The organism is Ruminococcus sp. (assembly GCF_024684275.1).
In genome coordinates this window covers 1-16,117 of the sequence record NZ_JAIKXF010000097.1, presented here as the reverse complement: position 1 = coordinate 16,117, position 16,117 = coordinate 1, and the positions used below count along the sequence as shown (strand labels likewise).

Below are 16,117 nucleotides of genomic sequence, written 5' to 3'. Positions count from 1 at the left end.
ATTTTTCCATACATTATGTCAAATCGGAGGCGGTTTGCACTGAAAAAACAAAACTTCATAAAGGGCTCTATCATACTTATGCTGTCGGCGGCAGCGGCGAAGCTGCTTGGTGCGGCGTTCAAGATACCCCTGACAAACATACTCGGCGGCGTGGGAATGAGCTATTTCAGCTGTGCCTACAGCCTGTTCATGCCTGTATACGCTCTGGCGGTTACGGGACTGAGCTCCGCCGTGGCTAAGATGACCGCGGAAAGCACGGCGCTGGGTATGTACAGGAATGCCGCTAAGGTCAGGCGGACTGCCCTTGCGCTGTTTTCGGCGGTAGGACTGGCAGGGAGCCTGCTGATACTTCTCCTTGCAAAGCCATTCAGCTCCTATATCATCGGACTTCCCGAGGCATCAGCGGCAGTAGCCATGATAGCTCCAGCGGTATTTTTCGGCTGTATCACTGCTGTAGAGCGCGGCTACTACGAGGGCATGAGCAATATGTACCCCACAGCGCTTTCACAGCTGACAGAGGGCGTGGTAAAGGCTGCGGCAGGGCTTTTGCTCTGCGGCTTCACAGCGGCTCACCCTCATACGGTCATGAAGCTGTTCCCTCATGTGACTGACATACGGGCGGCAGCTGCCGCCGCAGGTATATTCGGCGTTACCCTGTCAACAGCAGGGGCGGCGTTGTTTTTTGCGATAATGCGGCTGTTCGGGAGAGCTCACAACGGCGGAGAAGACCATGTGATGAGCCGCAGGACAATTACCCGTGAGCTGGTTGGGACAGCTCTGCCTGTGGGGATAAGCTCCGTTGTGACAAATCTTACGGCGCTGATAGATATGTGGACTGTCATAGGCTGTATCTCGCGGTTCGATGCTGCGTCGGGACTTCCCGTTGGTGTCACGAAAGACGAGCTCCCTCAGTTCATTTACGGCTCATTTGCAGGCATAGCCCTGACGGTGTTCAACCTTGTGCCCTCTGTGACGAATATGCTTGGCAAGGGAGCTCTTACCTGTGTTGCAGCGGCAAAGGGCAGTGGAGACCGCTGTGCGCTGGAGTGCAGTACGTCACAGGCGCTTCTTTCGGCAGCTCTGATAGCTGTTCCGTCAGCAGTCGGTCTTGGAGTCCTTGCCCCCGAGGTGCTTAGCTTTCTGTTTCCGCGCCAGTCCGATGAGGCGGCGGTTTGCATAGGCTCTCTGCGTTATCTCATGGCAGGAATGGTTTGTCTGTGCGTGTCGTTTCCGCTGTTCAGTATGCTTCAGGCAGTAGGCAGGTCAGCCGCGCCTCTGAAAATAATGCTTGTGGGCACGGCGGTAAAGCTGGCAGGGAATCTTCTGCTGATACCTGTTATGGGAGTTGACGGGGCGGCACTGTCTACCTCTCTATGCTACGCAGTGATACTGGCGCTGTCTCTCCGTGCTTACATAAGGGCTTCGGAAGCCAGAATAACCATCGCTCCCTTTGGTAAGGTCCTTTACGCAGGGGCTATGTGCGGCGGAGCAGCGCTTCTTGCGGCGGAGGTGCTTCGGCGCAGAGAGGTCCCCGTTATGGCAGTGCTGGCGGTCTCCGGAGCAGTTGGCGGAGCTGTATATATCGGGCTTGTGTATGCTCTTATCGGGAGGATAAATAAAAACAAGCAATAAGCATGATACTTATCGCTTGCTGTGGATCAAATACAATAATCTCCGCCGTTATGGCTGTGATTTATAATATCATTGAGACTGATGCTGTCGAGATAGTCGGTTATGGACTTGTAAAGCCCCTCCCATATAAAGAGGGTGGAGCAGTCAGCGGCTCTCGGGCATTCATTCGGCTCGAATTCAAGGCAGGCTACGGGAGCAAGGCTGCCCTCGGTAGCTTTAAGCACGTCGCCTACAGTTATCTCGTCGGCGCTTCCTGCAAGCATATAGCCGCCTTTATTGCCGCGGTTGGTCCTCAGGAGACCTGTTTTATTAAGAAGAGGAACTATCTGTTCCAGATATTTTTTTGATATCCCCTGTCTGTCAGCAATATCTTTAAGCGATACATATCCCTCTTCGTGGTGCATAGCGAGGTCGTAGAGCATTCGCAGAGCGTATCTGCCTTTAGTTGATATTTTCATTGATACACGTCCTTTCGCGTTGTCGGTATTTATTATTATACCATAGGTTTAGTATGTTTTCAAGAGGGAACTGAAAAAAACTGCTTTTTTATGCCGCTTTTTGGATTTTTAGACGGACATGATATTTTGTAATTCCTGCTCCAAATGCTTGACATACCGCTGAACTTTGTGCTATACTGAATATAATATACAGAGCAGCTCTCCCTGATGCACTGCGGCGGAGCTGTATTTCAAGGTTAGAGAATGAACCGGAGGATAAAACGATGAAAAAAACAGGAATTTTTGCAGTACTTATCGCAGCAGTACTTACAACAGCTGCTTTTGCAGGCTGTTCAGATAGAAATGATGGCTCATCAGGATCAAGTGTGCGTCCGCGCAGAACGGAAAGCATACCGTCTGAGACCGAGCCTGTAGGCACAAATGTTATAAAGGGCGAGCTTGGCAAGGAGATCGTAGATAAGGATACAGCCTTTACCCTCAATTCCGTTGTCAGCGCTCTGAACAGCGACACAGGCGAGCATTTCATATACATGGATATAACTCTCAGAAACAGTATGGCTAAAGAGTACGCTCTCAGTACACTCAATAACTTCTACATCGAGCTTCCTGACGGAAACGAGGTGTATTCTGATGTCCGCACACAGCTTTATGCAAGGCAGCACTTCAACGAGAGCAAGTACTATACCGATCCATTCAATATCCCGTCAAACGGACAGTTCAGCGGACTTATCGGCGGTATCGTTCTTGTCGGTGATATAAAGGATTTCAAGCTTTGCTTCTATCCTACAGGCGACGATGAGAGAGCGAAGGGCACTGTTATCAAATACGATATAACACCCTCTGACATCATTGATCCTCCTGCTGAGGTATTAAAGTAATATCATCAAGCCCGAAGTATTTCGGGCTTTTTTTAGTTGAAAGTTGAGAGTTTAGAGTTGATCGCCGCTGTATGTGATATTCATATTATCGCCGCAGGCGACACCATAACTCTCAACTCGGAACTTTCAACTCTAAACTTAAAAAAACGGAGCTTTAAGCTCCGTTTTTTTAATGTAAATGGCATAAAATGTGATCATTCAAACATAGGAGTTGAGAGATAACGCTCGCCTGTGTCAGGGAGAAGAGCAACGATAGTCTTGCCCTTGTTCTCAGGACGCTTTGCAAGCTGGATAGCAGCCCATACTGCTGCACCTGAGGAAATACCTACGAGTACGCCTTCTGTTCTTGCGATAGCTCTGCCTGTCTCGAATGCGTCCTCGTTTGATACAGGGATTATCTCGTCGTAAACGTTTGTATTGAGAGTTTCCGGAACGAAGCCTGCACCGATACCCTGGATCTTGTGAGGACCTGCTGTGCCCTCTGAGAGAACAGGTGAGCTCTTAGGTTCAACAGCAACTACCTTAACGTTAGGATTCTTGGACTTGAGGTAAGCGCCTGTACCGCTGATAGTACCGCCTGTACCTACACCAGCAACGAAGATATCTACCTTTCCGTCGGTATCGTCCCATATCTCAACGCCTGTGGTCTTTTCGTGGATAGCAGGGTTTGCAGGGTTTGTGAACTGTGAAGGGATAAAGCTGTTTGGAATTTCCTGAGCAAGCTCGTCAGCCTTAGCGATAGCGCCCTTCATACCCTTTGAACCGTCTGTGAGAACAAGCTCTGCACCGTAAGCCTTCATGAGGTTGCGGCGCTCAATGCTCATGGTCTCAGGCATTGTGATGATAAGTCTGTAGCCTCTTGAAGCAGCTACGGAAGCAAGACCGATACCTGTATTTCCGCTGGTAGGCTCAATGATAACACTGCCTTCCTTGAGAAGTCCCTTAGCCTCTGCGTCATCTATCATAGCCTTAGCGATCCTGTCCTTGACGCTTCCGGCAGGATTGAAGTATTCGAGCTTAGCGAGAAGAACAGCGTTCAGCTCATGAGCGCTTTCGAGGTTTGCGAGTTCCAGAAGCGGAGTACCGCCGATAAGGTCTGTAATTTTCTTATAAGTTTTCATAATAAAAGATCTCCTTTACATAAGTTGTTGATAAAAATGCGTGTTGACATATGAAACAGGAGCGTCAACATCGTTTGGACTTGATTTTATACATGACATAGCACCTCTTGATATTTTCTATATCACCTATATGTTTGGTATGCTTATATTATATCAGCAAAATTTACATTTGTCAAGCCTTTTTTTGAAAAAGAATTCAGAATTCAGAACTAAGAGCTAAGTAGGGGCGGCGTTCCGCCGCCCGTGGAATATATTGAAATCATTTTTTTATTGTATGGGTATATATAATCAGACCTTCAATTTAGATCCGTCCGCATAAGCGGACACCACAATTCCTAATTCTTAATTCCGCATTCCGAATTATAAATTTAGGAACGCCGAGGGCGGCGTTCCCTACATATAATAAAAAAGGGCGTGACCTTTGCCACGCCCTTGTATAAGCTTAGTTCTTTGGCTTTTCGCCTGTAGTTGCAGTTGATGCGAACTTCTCGAATTCGCCTGACGGATAGATACCCTCAACTTCCATAGCGTTTGAATCGTAGTATACCCATACCAGCATAGCTGCGAGACCGGGGTTGTTCTTGAGGTTGATGTGATATGTTATCTCGTCGCCGGGCTTTGCGGAAACGTTGTCGCCGTAAGCTACAAAGCCTGTCTCTGAGGAGACGTTCTGTTCCTCGATATCGCCGCCGACCTTGATATTTCCCTGGATTACCTTATCGGGAGCGATAGACTTGCCTGCAACGGTAGCAAAATCGGGATTGAATCTTACAGGATAGTCCTTGTTGGGGATATTGTCCTTGAGCTTGAATACTACCTCGATGAAATCGCCGTTGAATACATAGTCTGAATCCTTTGATATATCGAGCCACATACAGTATCTGCTGTCTGTCTTGCTTGTGTATTCACCGGAAGCTTCGGTAGGCTTTGTGACGATCTCGGTCACTACAGCACCGTTGGCATCAGTAGCCTTTTCGCCGTTAGCCTGTGTTACCTCAACTACCTCTGTAGCAGGTTGTGTTGTTGACTTTGTCTGAGGATCATCAGAGTTGAGGTCAACGCCGTCGGGGAGAGTAAGACCTAAATTTGCAAGGTCAGCAGGTGAGCCTGTCTGGAAAGGAGTAACAACTACAGCGCCGCTTGCGTTCTCGATGTTTTCAAGTGTCGGCATATTGCCGGCAGTTGCCTGTTCAACGGAGCTGTTTCCTGTAGATGAGGTCTTGTTTGATGCGCTGCCTGCTTCCTTTTTTGAACATGAAGCGGCAGAAGTAATAGCAACGCAGGCAACAGCTGCCAGCGCGATAGCTTTTTTTCTGAAATCAGTCATAGTTTTGCGTCCTTTCATTAAAAGGGATGTATTTTTTCATACTTTTTTGCGGAGCAGTGCACTCCGCTGAGCTTACTTTAATTATACACAAGCGGTGATTATTTGTCAAGACAAAGACGGAATTGTAATCAATTCTTTGACAAAGAGTCACATTTTTACCACGACTATTTCACAGTTCTGTCATTTTGCAGAGTGCCGGGACAATGCCTTTATCGGCAGAATAATGAAAAAGCGTAGGTATAATGGCATATATTAGTAAAAATCATGTATTGCAAATCGCCCTTTGGCGTGATATAATTATAATAAGTGTTTATAAAGTTGTTCCGTAATAAAAAAAGAGGAATGACGTTTCTTTATCGAGATCCAATAAACAATGGGGAAAGGACATCTGACAATGAGGAGATCTGCAATGGCGCTGCTTACAGCCGCTGCAATGCTGCTTACGGGTGTGTCATGCGCGAAGAAAGGCGGTTCTTCAAGTGTGTCTGAGAAAGAAAAAAGCACAGACGCTCAGAAGACAACTGCTATTATTGAGGAGGAAACTACAGAGATGGCGACCGAGCATAAAAGCCCAGTTGAGACCGTTTCGGCCGCTCTTGGTTCACAGATATCCGTAAACAGGACTATCGGACGTGCCGAGGGCAGCAACACGATCAAGTTCCCGCTCGCTGACCTTATCGAGGAAGGCGACAGGATAGAATCGTTCACATTTACCGTATATTCAGGGGACGGAGGGAATATCGGCGAATTCAAAGGCGGCTGTGGCATATCAGTAGACGACAAATGCCCGGCTGCAACAACTAAGGGCTGGTATCAGTCGGGAGATTTTTCGGCTCCTACTGAGGGCAGCTACGGCGAGATAACATGGAACGTTCCCGAGGAGCTGAAGGACTATATCCATGAGGGGGGAGAGGTCCTGTTCGGCTACTGGTGGGGAAACTGCGAAAGCCTGAAGATAGACAATGTTGTATGCAGGTTCAGCAGGACGAGAGAGGTGCCTGTTGACGGTACTGCCTCTGTTCAGGTAGGCAAGTCGGTGAGCTACTCCGACGAGGACAACAGAGTGCATATACCTCTTGATTTCATACCTGAGGGCATGGTGCCTGAGGTGGTAACGTTCAGCGTCAGCACGACCGGCAGCTTAGGAAAATTCACAGGCGCCTACGGAATAAGCTCTACTGCTGGTGAATTCCAGTCTGGAGATGTGTCAATATTCACAGACAGCGATAATTTACAGCTCACATGGTTCGTGCCTGACAAGGCAAAGGGCTGCATGGAAAAGGATAACGAGCTCCTTCTGGGATACTGGTGGAGCGATCAGCCCACCATCACCGTTGACAAGGCGGAGGTCAAGTACAGCGTCGGCAGCGGAGATTATCCTGCTCCCACAAAGATAGAGGTGGCAACTATGGCACCCACTACGGAGGATACTTCGGGTGAAAAGGGCTTCAGAAGCGCTTCCGAGATAGTATCAAAGATAAAGGTGGGCTGGAATCTCGGAAATACCCTTGAAAGCTATAATACAGGCAGATCGGGTCTCGACACCGAGACAGGCTGGGAGAACCCCAAGACTACTAAGGAAATGATAAAGTCTGTAAAGGCAGCAGGCTTCAACGCCATAAGAATACCTGTAACATGGTCCGAGCATATGAACGATACAAGTATCCAGAAGGAATGGCTCGACAGAGTACAGGAGGTCGTTGACTACGCATATAATGAGGGAATGTTCGTTATCATCAATATGCACCATGACGACTATATCTGGTTTGATCCTCAGCCGGCTTCATTCAGCGGCGACTGTATGCGCCTTGAAAGTATCTGGAAGCAGGTGAGCGAGCGCTTTGCCGATTATGATGACAGACTCATATTCGAGGGCATGAACGAGCCGAGGACCGTGGGTTCATCTATGGAATGGACGGGCGGTACAAAGGACGAGCGCAGCACTGTCAACAAGTACGCCAAGGCATTTGTTGACACGGTACGTGCAAGCGGCGGCAACAACGCCAACAGAACTCTTATCGTCACCACATATGCGGCTTCTGCCGACAGCGTGGCGCTTAATGATATGGTAGTTCCCAGCGGCAAGAATATCATTCTTTCGGTACATTACTATGCACCGTGGAGATTCTCCGAGGGCACAGATACAGTCTTTACTCCAAGCGGCGAGAGCGAGCTTGAGGGCAAGTTCACAGAGCTGAGACAAAAGTTCATCGACAAGGGCATACCTGTCCTTATCTGCGAATTCGGCTGTGTTCACGGAGCTGACGAGGCTACAAGAAGCAGATACTACACCTACTACATAAGCGCCGCAAAGAAGCAGGGCATAAAGTGCTTTGTATGGGATAACAGTAAGTTCAGCGGCGAGTCAAGCTTCGGTATATTCAACAGAAACTCTGTTGCGTGGGACGGAGCTGTCCTCAATGCTGTCATGGAGGGCGCTAAGTGATAAGGTGACATATTTTTCCGCTTGACAGAAAAGTTCATATCATATATCATATACTATACATAGCCGGGGGAAGCTTTCTCGGCTGACGCAGCAATTCAAAGGAGGAATTTTACATGAAGAAACTTATTTCAATGCTGCTTTCCGCAGCTACAGGACTTTCAGCGCTGACTTCCGTTTCAGGCACAGCTTTCAATGAAAAGGCAGCAGCTGCCGAAAAGGGCGGCATGGTGGTTTTCGGTGACAGTATAGCTGCCGGCGTTACAAGAAAGGGCAATGTCGAGCATAACTACGGCGAGATATGCGGCGATTACCTTGGCTGCAAGGTGAGCAACTACGCGGTTTCTGGAGATAATTCTTCTGACCTTATCAATGTGATAGATAAGCTTTCACCCGAGCAGAAGCAGAACGTTGCCGACGCTGAGTATATCGTCATCTCTGTTGGCGGAAACGACATCATGCAGTTTGCCTCAAAGAAGCTCATAGCCTATGCCGTAAATAAGAATTTCCTCAATGACGGCTATACAAAGGACAATATCCCTGCCAATCCCTCGGTATCCGATATGGTAGAGATAATCAAGTTCAGAGGCGAGGGCAGCCTTTCCGAGTACGCTTCAAAGGGACTTTCTCAGGCACTTGAAGTAAACAGCCAGGTAAGCGGCGTTGCAACAGACCTGACCTCAAGCGAGAATGGTCACGACGGCTATTTTGAAAAGGTAACTATCCCGAATATAAAGACTGCCGTTTCAAAGCTGAAGGCTATTTCGCCTGATGCCAAAATAATGGTACAGAATATATTCCAGCCTGTTGAGCTTGAACAGACATATATGGAAAAAACCTACGGCAAGAGTTCTTCACAGAACACTCTTATAAATACTGTTATAAGACCGAGACTTGAAGATGTTATGGAAGCCTTTGACCAGCAGCTCCATACTATTGACGGTATTGACGTTGTCGATGTAAAGACTCTTTTCACATCGACTAATGAGACACTTTCACAGAGCAACCCCGGACACGCAAGCTATTTCATCGACACTCAGACAGGCGGACTTTCATCAGCAGATGTTCACCCGAATCAGAAGGGACACGTTGCAATTGCAACTGCTGTGCTTTCAACTATAAACAAGCTCCACAACGATAACGGACTTCTCAGAAAGACCTTCAACAGCTTCAGCGATAAGGACAAGTATCCTGCAATAGCACTTGCAGCTTATAACAAGGTCGCAGGTCAGGATCCGACGCTGACTACTACCACTACTACTTCCACCACCACTACAACAACTACAGTAAAGCCTACAAAAACTACTACAACAACTGTCACGACTACACAGAAGCCTACTACTACAACTACGACTTCAACCACTACAACAACAAAGAAGCCTACAACAACAACTACAACTACTAAGGCAACGACTACAACAAAGAAGATAACCACAACAAGCACCACAACTACAACAGCACCTGTTACAACGACTGCTCAGCCCGTCAAGACTATCGCTTTGGGTGATGTAGACAACAACAAGGCTATAAACGCAGTAGATGCTTCATATGTTCTTGAGGACTACGCAAGGACTTCAACAAATCAGTCCTCAAAATTCAGCGAAGATCAGAAGAATGCGGCAGACGTTGACAAAAACGGCAAGATAAACGCAGTAGACGCATCATATATCCTTTCCTACTACGCTTATACCGCTGTTACATCAAAGGACATCAAGAGCTTTGAAGAATACTTAAAGACAGCATAAGATCACAGCGGACAGCTAACCCCTGTCCGCTGATTGTATAGGGAGAAAAATAATGAAAAAGATGTATTTTATAGTCAATCTCGTTGCGGGAAAGGCTGTGATAAACAAAAAACTGGGCAAAATAGTTGACGAGTTCGTGAGATCGGGCTATGAGGTAACTGTCCATACCACACAGAGCGGCAGTGATGCCGTGGAGCAGGCTGTATACGCCTGTGAAAAGGGATATGACCTCCTTGTGGTAGCAGGAGGCGACGGTACCCTCAGTCAGTGCCTGCAAGGAGTAATGGGCTGCGAAAAGCGCATACCCATAGGCTATGTGCCGGCAGGCTCTACCAATGATTTTTCAAAAAGTCTCGGTATTCCCTCAGACCAGATAAGGGCAGCAAAGCTTATTACCCACGGCAAGCCTGCTCTCTGTGACGTGGGAGGCTTCAACGACGGGTATTTCTCATATGTTGCGGCTTTCGGAGCTTTCACCAATATCACTTATGAGACCTCACAGAAGGTCAAGAACGTTTTCGGTCACGCTGCCTATATCGCAGGGGGAGCTGCTCATCTCGGCAGCATAAAGGCAAAGCCCATGCGCATAGAGTACGACGGCAGGACTATCGAGGGCGATTTCGTATACGGCATGGTGACGAATACCGCTTCCGTTGCAGGCATGATAAATATGAAGAACTTTCTCCTTGATGACGGTATCTTTGAGGTAACTTTAATAAGAAAGCCTAAGAACGCCACAGAGCTGGGCAAGACCGCTGTAGCACTGCTGAAAAACGACATGACCGATAAAAATATAGTTTTCTTCCGTACAAATGAAGTTACTGTCACAAATCTCTCCGACAAGCCCTTCTCGTGGACAAGAGACGGTGAGTACGGCAGTGAGGAGGTCGTAAACCACATCTGCTGCCATAAAAAGGCAGTTCCCTTCATGGTGCGCGGCAAGAGCCGCCTGCCCTTTGAGAAGTGAGCGGCATGAAGAAAATATACGGAAACAAACAGCTTCTTGACGCCCTTGCAGGCATGAGAGCCAGCGGCAGGACTGCTCATTCGTTGATAATATGCGGTGAAAAGGGCAGCGGAAAGAAGCTTATCGCAAAATATTACACACAGGCGCTGATGTGCGAGACTCCCGAAAACGGCAAGCCCTGCGGAGTCTGCAATGCCTGCAAAAACGTGGAAAAGGATATACACCCCGACGTGATATACCCCGAAAGGTCGGGAAAGCTTGGAAATTACAGCGTAAAGACAGCCCGTGAGATAATCGCGGACGCCTACGTTAAGCCTAATAACAGCAGCGGCTGCAAGGTGTATATCTTTGCGGATTGCAGTCATGTGCAGGATCAGACTCAGAACGCTCTGTTAAAGCTCATAGAGGAGCCCCCCGAGTATGCCTATTTCATATTCACCTGCGGCTCAAAGTCGGAGTTCCTGCCAACTATCATATCCCGATGTGTGTGCTTCTCCACAGCCCCCTGCACCGAGGAGGAGGCTGCGGAAGCTCTCGGAGACAGCGGCTATGCTTCGCAGGACATACAGGCAGCTGTGAGCTGCTTCCACGGTAACATCGGTATGTGCGAGAGCTACATCAACGACGAAGCTCTCCGCAGGCAGGTGGATTTGACAAAATCCATTGCCGATAGTATAATAAGGAAAGACGAGTACGCTCTCAGCGTATGGCTCTGCTCTTCAGGACGAGAGAGGGACGACGTGAGAGAGGTGCTGACAATGCTTGACAAGCTTATCCGCGATGCAGCAGTTCTCAGCAAGGACGATGCTGCACGGAACATAGGCTGCTTCCGTGAGGGAGCAAGAGCGCTTTCACGCTCGCTGACAGCTTATCAGTCCGCAAGGATACACTCGCGTATCGAAAAGGCGTGGAGTGCAGTGGAGAGCAATGTGGGCATACCGCTGGCGCTTACTGCGCTGGGTGCGGAGATAATGGAAATAGTCGGATAAACGGCTTTAGATAGGAGTTTCTATGAAGGAAATAGTCGGAGTACGCTTTAAGAGCGTAGGAAAAATATACTACTTTTCACCGGGAGATATAAAGACTAAGGTGGGTGACCGTGCTATCGTTGAGACAGTGCGCGGTGTTGAGTGCGGAGAGGTGGTCATTGCCAACCGCCAGATAGACGATGAGGAGATAAATTCACCTCTCAAGCCTATAATCAGACTGGCTGACGAGAATGACCTCAAAACCGTGGAGAAGAACAAGCAGCGCGAAAAGGACGCTTTCAGGATATGCGAGGAAAAGATAGCCTTTCGTAAGCTGGATATGAAGCTGGTGGACGTCGAGTGCACATTTGACAACAACAAGCTGCTGTTTTACTTTACAGCCGAGAACCGTGTGGACTTCCGCGAGCTTGTAAAGGACCTTGCGGCTGTATTCAGAACAAGAATAGAGCTCAGACAGATAGGTGTCCGCGACGAGGCAAAGATACTGGGCGGACTCGGCATCTGCGGCAGAGAGTTCTGCTGTAAGAGCTACATGGGCGATTTTCAGCCTGTTTCTATAAAAATGGCAAAGGAGCAGGGACTTTCCCTCAATCCCACAAAAATATCGGGAACCTGCGGCAGACTTATGTGCTGTCTCAAAAACGAGCAGAACGCATACGAGGCTCTGCTGAAGATAACGCCTAAGATAGGCGCTACAGTTGTTACTCCCGACGGCGACAAGGGACGTGTTGAGGACGTAAACCTCATCACAGGAAAGCTCCGCGTAAAGACCGATAAGTCAGAGGTTCCTGTGACACTTGACAGAAGCGAGGTCAAGCTCCTTAAAGACGCCGAGATAAGAGTAAATAAGGAAGAGCTTAAAGCGCTTAAAAACCTTGAGGACAAGTAATGGCTCAGCAGCAGAAGATAAACTACGGCTTGCTTCTGGATAAGAAGATAGCCGAACTTGAAAAAAACGGCGAGAGACCGTCGCTGCTTCTCCATGCCTGCTGTGCGCCGTGCAGCAGCCATACCCTTACGGTGCTGGAGAAATACTTCCGTGTAACGCTGTATTTCTGCAATCCGAATATAGCTCCCGAGGAAGAATTCACATTCAGATATGAGGAGCTTAAACGCCTTGTGCATGAAATGGGACTTGATATACCCATTATCGAGGAGGAGTATGACCCCGCCCCGTTTTATGAGCTGGCAAAGGGACTTGAAGACCTGCCAGAGCGCGGAGAGCGCTGCCAAAGGTGCATAGAGTACCGACTGCGAAAAGCAGGCGCAAAGGCAAAGGAGCTGGGCTGCGATTTTTTCACTACTACCCTGACCATAAGTCCCCATAAGGACTGCACGTTCATCAACGAGTGCGGCGGACGTTTGCAGGAAGAGATAGGTGTGCCCTATCTTTTCTCTGATTTCAAGAAGCACGAGGGCTATAAACATTCCATAGAGCTGTCGAAGCAGTATAATTTGTACAGGCAGAATTACTGTGGCTGTGTCTTTAGTAAAAAGTAGGGGACGGCGTCCCGAAGCAGGGGGCGGATACTATCCACCCGAATATTCAGCTTATGGTGATCTTAATGAATAATAATATTTATATTGAATATATTAAATATGCTGCGTTATTTATCGGCTTTTCTATAATATATTTAGGCATATATTACCTTTGCGCAAAGGCAAAAATCAGAGATGCAGAGAAAAAAGGAACAAAGCCTGAACTGAGGCGTTTAAGACTGAGCTTTTTCGTTATATGGCTGGTTTTACTGCTTTTATTTGTTTGGTTTTGTCTTAATTATGTAGGTGTGCTGCTGTAATATATTTTTACGATCATATATGGGAGAAAAACAATGGGCAAGGAACTAAAGACCAACGCAATGCGTTTTCTTGATAAAAGCAAGATTGAATACACCGTGCAGACCTATGAATGTGACGAATTCATTGACGGCATACACACCGCCGAAAAGCTTGGACAGCCCCTTGACGAGACTTTCAAGACTCTCGTTGCGCAGGGTAAGAGCGGCAGCTATTACTGTTTCCTTATCCCCGTTGCGCTGGAGCTTGATATGAAAAAAGCTGCAAAGAGCGTGGGAGAGAAGTCTGTTGAGCTTATCCATGTTAAGGACATTACAAAGATAACAGGCTATGTCCGCGGCGGCTGTACTCCTATCGGCATGAAAAAGCAGTTTATGACCGTTGTGCATGAGAGCGCGGCAGAGCTTCCGCAGTTCTACATAAGCGGCGGACGCATCGGCGTACAGATACATCTTTCTCCGCAGGAGCTTGTAAAAGCCATACGCGGAAAATTCGAGGATATTATCCTTTGACAAACAGCCATTTGGGGCTGTCGTAAGGGGGGCGGCGATATGAAAGGCGATTTTTTAAATGAAAGGCTTTACAGTGTTGGCAGAGCAGTTGTGGACAGAAGCTTCCACACGCAAAGCGGCAATGAAGCCTTTTTTGCTTTTTTCGGAAACGATGTTACCTATTCCATAAGGCGAACCATCTGTGACGAGGACTATCCGAGGATACTTGAATGTATGGAAAACGCCTCCGTTGGAAATATCCGCAGGACAGTTATCCGCATGAAGAGCGTCAGCGGAGAGTTCCGCTGGATACTGGTTACAGTCAGACTTGTGCTTTCCGAGGGCAGAGAGCCCATGTACAGCATGAATTTCAGCGATGTTTTTTCACTGGAGTCCCTTGCTTACAGCCGTCAGCGCAGGCTTTCCGAATACCGCCATGTGCTTAGCCTCATATCCGACCTTGCTTTCGAGTACAGCTTTGAAACAAAGAAACTGCGCATATATATGTTCGACTGCTTCCGCGAGATAGTCCTTATGGACGAGGAGCTGGAGCAGTGGCGGAAAAATGCCATAGAACAGGGCTATGTACTGACGCGGTATATTGACGCCTTCAATGCACTGTGCAGGGATATCCAAAGCGGAGCATACCGCTTCGACCATGAGCTTGAGACCTCTGTGCTCACCGAGGGCAAGACTAAGGAGGTCTGCCTTTTCCGCGGACTTACGCGGTATGACGATCCCGACACCCGCAAGGTCACGGGTATCATTTCAGTTGTAAGCTCACGAAGCAGAGGCAAGGAGGTAAACCTTGCCCTTGAAGCAAACAAGGACTCTCTTTCGGGACTTCTCAACAAACGTGCTATAACTGCTTTTGCGCAGGAGATACTGGCTGATGAGCCTCATCACAGCGTACATCTTGTCATACTCGACATTGACGATTTTACCGATATAAACAACAGCTACGGGCATCTTTTCGGCGATGAGGTCATATATACTGTGGCACGTATAATCAAGACAGAGATAGGCTCACGCGGTATTGCAGGCAGGATAAGCGGCGGCGGCTTTCTTATGGTTCTTGAGGGGGTACGGGACGAAGAAGACCTGCGAAGCATTCTCCGCGCTATACGCACTAATATTGAATTTTCCTTTGCGGACAGATTCGAGAAATTCCGCCTGACCTGCTCTATGGGAGTTTCCGCATACCCCATAGACAGCAGGAGCTACGACGAGTTGTTCATGCAGGCGGACAAAGCCCTGTATATCGCACAGGAAAAGGGACAGAACCGCTATGTTATCTACGATGTTGTCAAGCACGGTCCTGTAAAGAAGGACATGAGCAACAGAATAGCATTTCTCAGCGGAAAGGGTGAGTCCTCGGAGAAGCTCAGCTTTGTCGGCGGACTGGCTGAGAGTCTTGTTCTTGGCAGGATACCTGATATATCCGTGCTTCTGGAGCAGGTCCGTGTGCAGTTCGACCTTGACGATATATGCGTTTTTTCGGGCAGCGATATGGGACTTATTCTCAGCTGCGGAAATGCAGTTGTGAGAAACGCGGCTTATCTCCTTGAAAACGGCTATACAGACCGATTTACAGGGGACGGTCTCTTTGTTATCGACAATGTCAACGAGCTTGAGGGACGTGACGACGATGCCTTTGCTCAGCTTGTAGCGCAGAATATAGGCGGAGCTGTGCAGTACCTCATCACCGAGGAGGGCATGATAAAGGGAATGATCTCGTTCTGCTACATCGGGCGCTTCAAGAAGTGGTCGGTGGCTGATATGAACTATTTTGTAATAATCGGCAGAGTGATCTCGGCAATACTGAAAAAACAGGCTTATATCTGATTTCATAGGCGTTATGCACTAATGGCGGAGAGCGAAATTGTTTATTCATACAAAGTTTTTAAAAAAGTGCAACAAAACGGGCTTCTCAGGAGACTTATACAGTAGAGACCATTTTTTGAACCGTATTTTTCATATATAATAATTATGGGGGGGATATTATGGAAGAAGCATTGGCGGCTGTTTCAGCCATAATTCTGCTAATAGGCTGTTATGCAGGCTGCGGCAGGGATAAAAAGAAGAAAAAGGACGATTAGCACTCTCGCACCGAGAGTGCTAATTTTCATTGTAATCAGAAAACCCCCGGCTCGGCCGGGGGTTCAAAAGAGCTTACAGCTATAAGTCTTGAAATAAAAACTCCTTTTGATTATAATAAACTTGCGGCTACCAACTGCAAGAAGAATCAAAAGGAGGTCATTATAAAGTG

At 47.9% G+C, this 16,117-nt stretch carries 13 protein-coding genes; 10 read left to right on the top strand and 3 right to left on the bottom strand.

Annotation, left to right across the window (positions count from 1 at the left end):
• The first annotated feature begins 15 nt into the window (after positions 1-15).
• Entirely contained in the window at positions 16-1,632 is a 1,617-nt protein-coding gene (locus K5677_RS11315) for a polysaccharide biosynthesis C-terminal domain-containing protein (protein ID WP_296728050.1), read from the top strand.
• Positions 1,633-1,658: 26 nt separating this feature from the next.
• On the opposite strand, the gene K5677_RS11310 is transcribed toward K5677_RS11315, so the two are convergent.
• Positions 1,659-2,090 (bottom strand): Rrf2 family transcriptional regulator, encoded by a 432-nt coding sequence (locus tag K5677_RS11310; protein ID WP_296728049.1) that lies wholly within the window; start codon positions 2,088-2,090, stop codon positions 1,659-1,661.
• Between the two features lie 263 nt (positions 2,091-2,353).
• Here K5677_RS11310 and K5677_RS11305 point away from each other — a divergent pair, with 263 nt between their 5' ends.
• Positions 2,354-2,968 (top strand): hypothetical protein, encoded by a 615-nt coding sequence (locus K5677_RS11305; protein ID WP_296728047.1) that lies wholly within the window; start codon positions 2,354-2,356, stop codon positions 2,966-2,968.
• A 194-nt stretch (positions 2,969-3,162) separates the two neighbouring features.
• On the opposite strand, the gene cysK is transcribed toward K5677_RS11305, so the two are convergent.
• Positions 3,163-4,089, bottom strand: coding sequence for a cysteine synthase A (gene cysK, locus K5677_RS11300; RefSeq protein WP_296728046.1), 927 nt, complete (start codon positions 4,087-4,089; stop codon positions 3,163-3,165).
• Positions 4,090-4,531: 442 nt separating this feature from the next.
• Positions 4,532-5,416: a hypothetical protein gene (locus K5677_RS11295; RefSeq protein WP_296728044.1), complete on the bottom strand. Its 885-nt coding sequence runs from the start codon at positions 5,414-5,416 to the stop codon at positions 4,532-4,534.
• Positions 5,417-5,825: 409 nt separating this feature from the next.
• On the opposite strand from K5677_RS11295, the gene K5677_RS11290 reads away from it, so the two are divergent.
• The 8 genes from K5677_RS11290 (at position 5,826) to K5677_RS11255 (ending at position 15,693) form a co-directional block, all read left to right on the top strand.
• Positions 5,826-7,862: a cellulase family glycosylhydrolase gene (locus K5677_RS11290; RefSeq protein WP_296728043.1), complete on the top strand. Its 2,037-nt coding sequence runs from the start codon at positions 5,826-5,828 to the stop codon at positions 7,860-7,862.
• A gap of 113 nt (positions 7,863-7,975) precedes the next feature.
• A complete protein-coding gene (locus K5677_RS11285; protein ID WP_296728041.1) occupies positions 7,976-9,604 on the top strand; it encodes a GDSL-type esterase/lipase family protein in 1,629 nt (542 codons plus the stop codon).
• A 52-nt stretch (positions 9,605-9,656) separates the two neighbouring features.
• Positions 9,657-10,571, top strand: a complete 915-nt coding sequence (locus K5677_RS11280) for a YegS/Rv2252/BmrU family lipid kinase (protein ID WP_296728040.1) — start codon at positions 9,657-9,659, stop codon at positions 10,569-10,571.
• 5 nt (positions 10,572-10,576) lie between these two features.
• Positions 10,577-11,560: a DNA polymerase III subunit delta' gene (locus K5677_RS11275; protein WP_296728038.1), complete on the top strand. Its 984-nt coding sequence runs from the start codon at positions 10,577-10,579 to the stop codon at positions 11,558-11,560.
• A gap of 22 nt (positions 11,561-11,582) precedes the next feature.
• Entirely contained in the window at positions 11,583-12,449 is an 867-nt protein-coding gene (locus K5677_RS11270; protein ID WP_296728036.1) for a stage 0 sporulation family protein, read from the top strand.
• Positions 12,449-13,060: an epoxyqueuosine reductase QueH gene (locus K5677_RS11265; protein ID WP_296728035.1), complete on the top strand. Its 612-nt coding sequence runs from the start codon at positions 12,449-12,451 to the stop codon at positions 13,058-13,060. The genes K5677_RS11270 and K5677_RS11265 overlap by 1 nt, the downstream gene beginning before the upstream one ends.
• Positions 13,061-13,392: 332 nt before the next feature.
• Positions 13,393-13,869, top strand: coding sequence for a Cys-tRNA(Pro) deacylase (gene ybaK, locus K5677_RS11260; RefSeq protein ID WP_296728034.1), 477 nt, complete (start codon positions 13,393-13,395; stop codon positions 13,867-13,869).
• A 39-nt stretch (positions 13,870-13,908) separates the two neighbouring features.
• Entirely contained in the window at positions 13,909-15,693 is a 1,785-nt protein-coding gene (locus K5677_RS11255) for a GGDEF domain-containing protein (RefSeq protein ID WP_296728032.1), read from the top strand.
• The last annotated feature ends 424 nt before the right edge of the window (positions 15,694-16,117 follow it).

Excerpts from the sequence above, each read along its gene's own strand:
- K5677_RS11315 (WP_296728050.1), top strand. The coding sequence starts at position 16 with ATGTCAAATCGGAGGCGGTTTGCACTGAAAAAACAAAACTTCATAAAG.
- K5677_RS11310 (WP_296728049.1), bottom strand. The coding sequence starts at position 2,090 with ATGAAAATATCAACTAAAGGCAGATACGCTCTGCGAATGCTCTACGAC.
- K5677_RS11305 (WP_296728047.1), top strand. The coding sequence starts at position 2,354 with ATGAAAAAAACAGGAATTTTTGCAGTACTTATCGCAGCAGTACTTACA.
- cysK (WP_296728046.1), bottom strand. The coding sequence starts at position 4,089 with ATGAAAACTTATAAGAAAATTACAGACCTTATCGGCGGTACTCCGCTT.
- K5677_RS11295 (WP_296728044.1), bottom strand. The coding sequence starts at position 5,416 with ATGACTGATTTCAGAAAAAAAGCTATCGCGCTGGCAGCTGTTGCCTGC.
- K5677_RS11290 (WP_296728043.1), top strand. The coding sequence starts at position 5,826 with ATGGCGCTGCTTACAGCCGCTGCAATGCTGCTTACGGGTGTGTCATGC.
- K5677_RS11285 (WP_296728041.1), top strand. The coding sequence starts at position 7,976 with ATGAAGAAACTTATTTCAATGCTGCTTTCCGCAGCTACAGGACTTTCA.
- K5677_RS11280 (WP_296728040.1), top strand. The coding sequence starts at position 9,657 with ATGAAAAAGATGTATTTTATAGTCAATCTCGTTGCGGGAAAGGCTGTG.
- K5677_RS11275 (WP_296728038.1), top strand. The coding sequence starts at position 10,577 with ATGAAGAAAATATACGGAAACAAACAGCTTCTTGACGCCCTTGCAGGC.
- K5677_RS11270 (WP_296728036.1), top strand. The coding sequence starts at position 11,583 with ATGAAGGAAATAGTCGGAGTACGCTTTAAGAGCGTAGGAAAAATATAC.
- K5677_RS11265 (WP_296728035.1), top strand. The coding sequence starts at position 12,449 with ATGGCTCAGCAGCAGAAGATAAACTACGGCTTGCTTCTGGATAAGAAG.
- ybaK (WP_296728034.1), top strand. The coding sequence starts at position 13,393 with ATGGGCAAGGAACTAAAGACCAACGCAATGCGTTTTCTTGATAAAAGC.
- K5677_RS11255 (WP_296728032.1), top strand. The coding sequence starts at position 13,909 with ATGAAAGGCGATTTTTTAAATGAAAGGCTTTACAGTGTTGGCAGAGCA.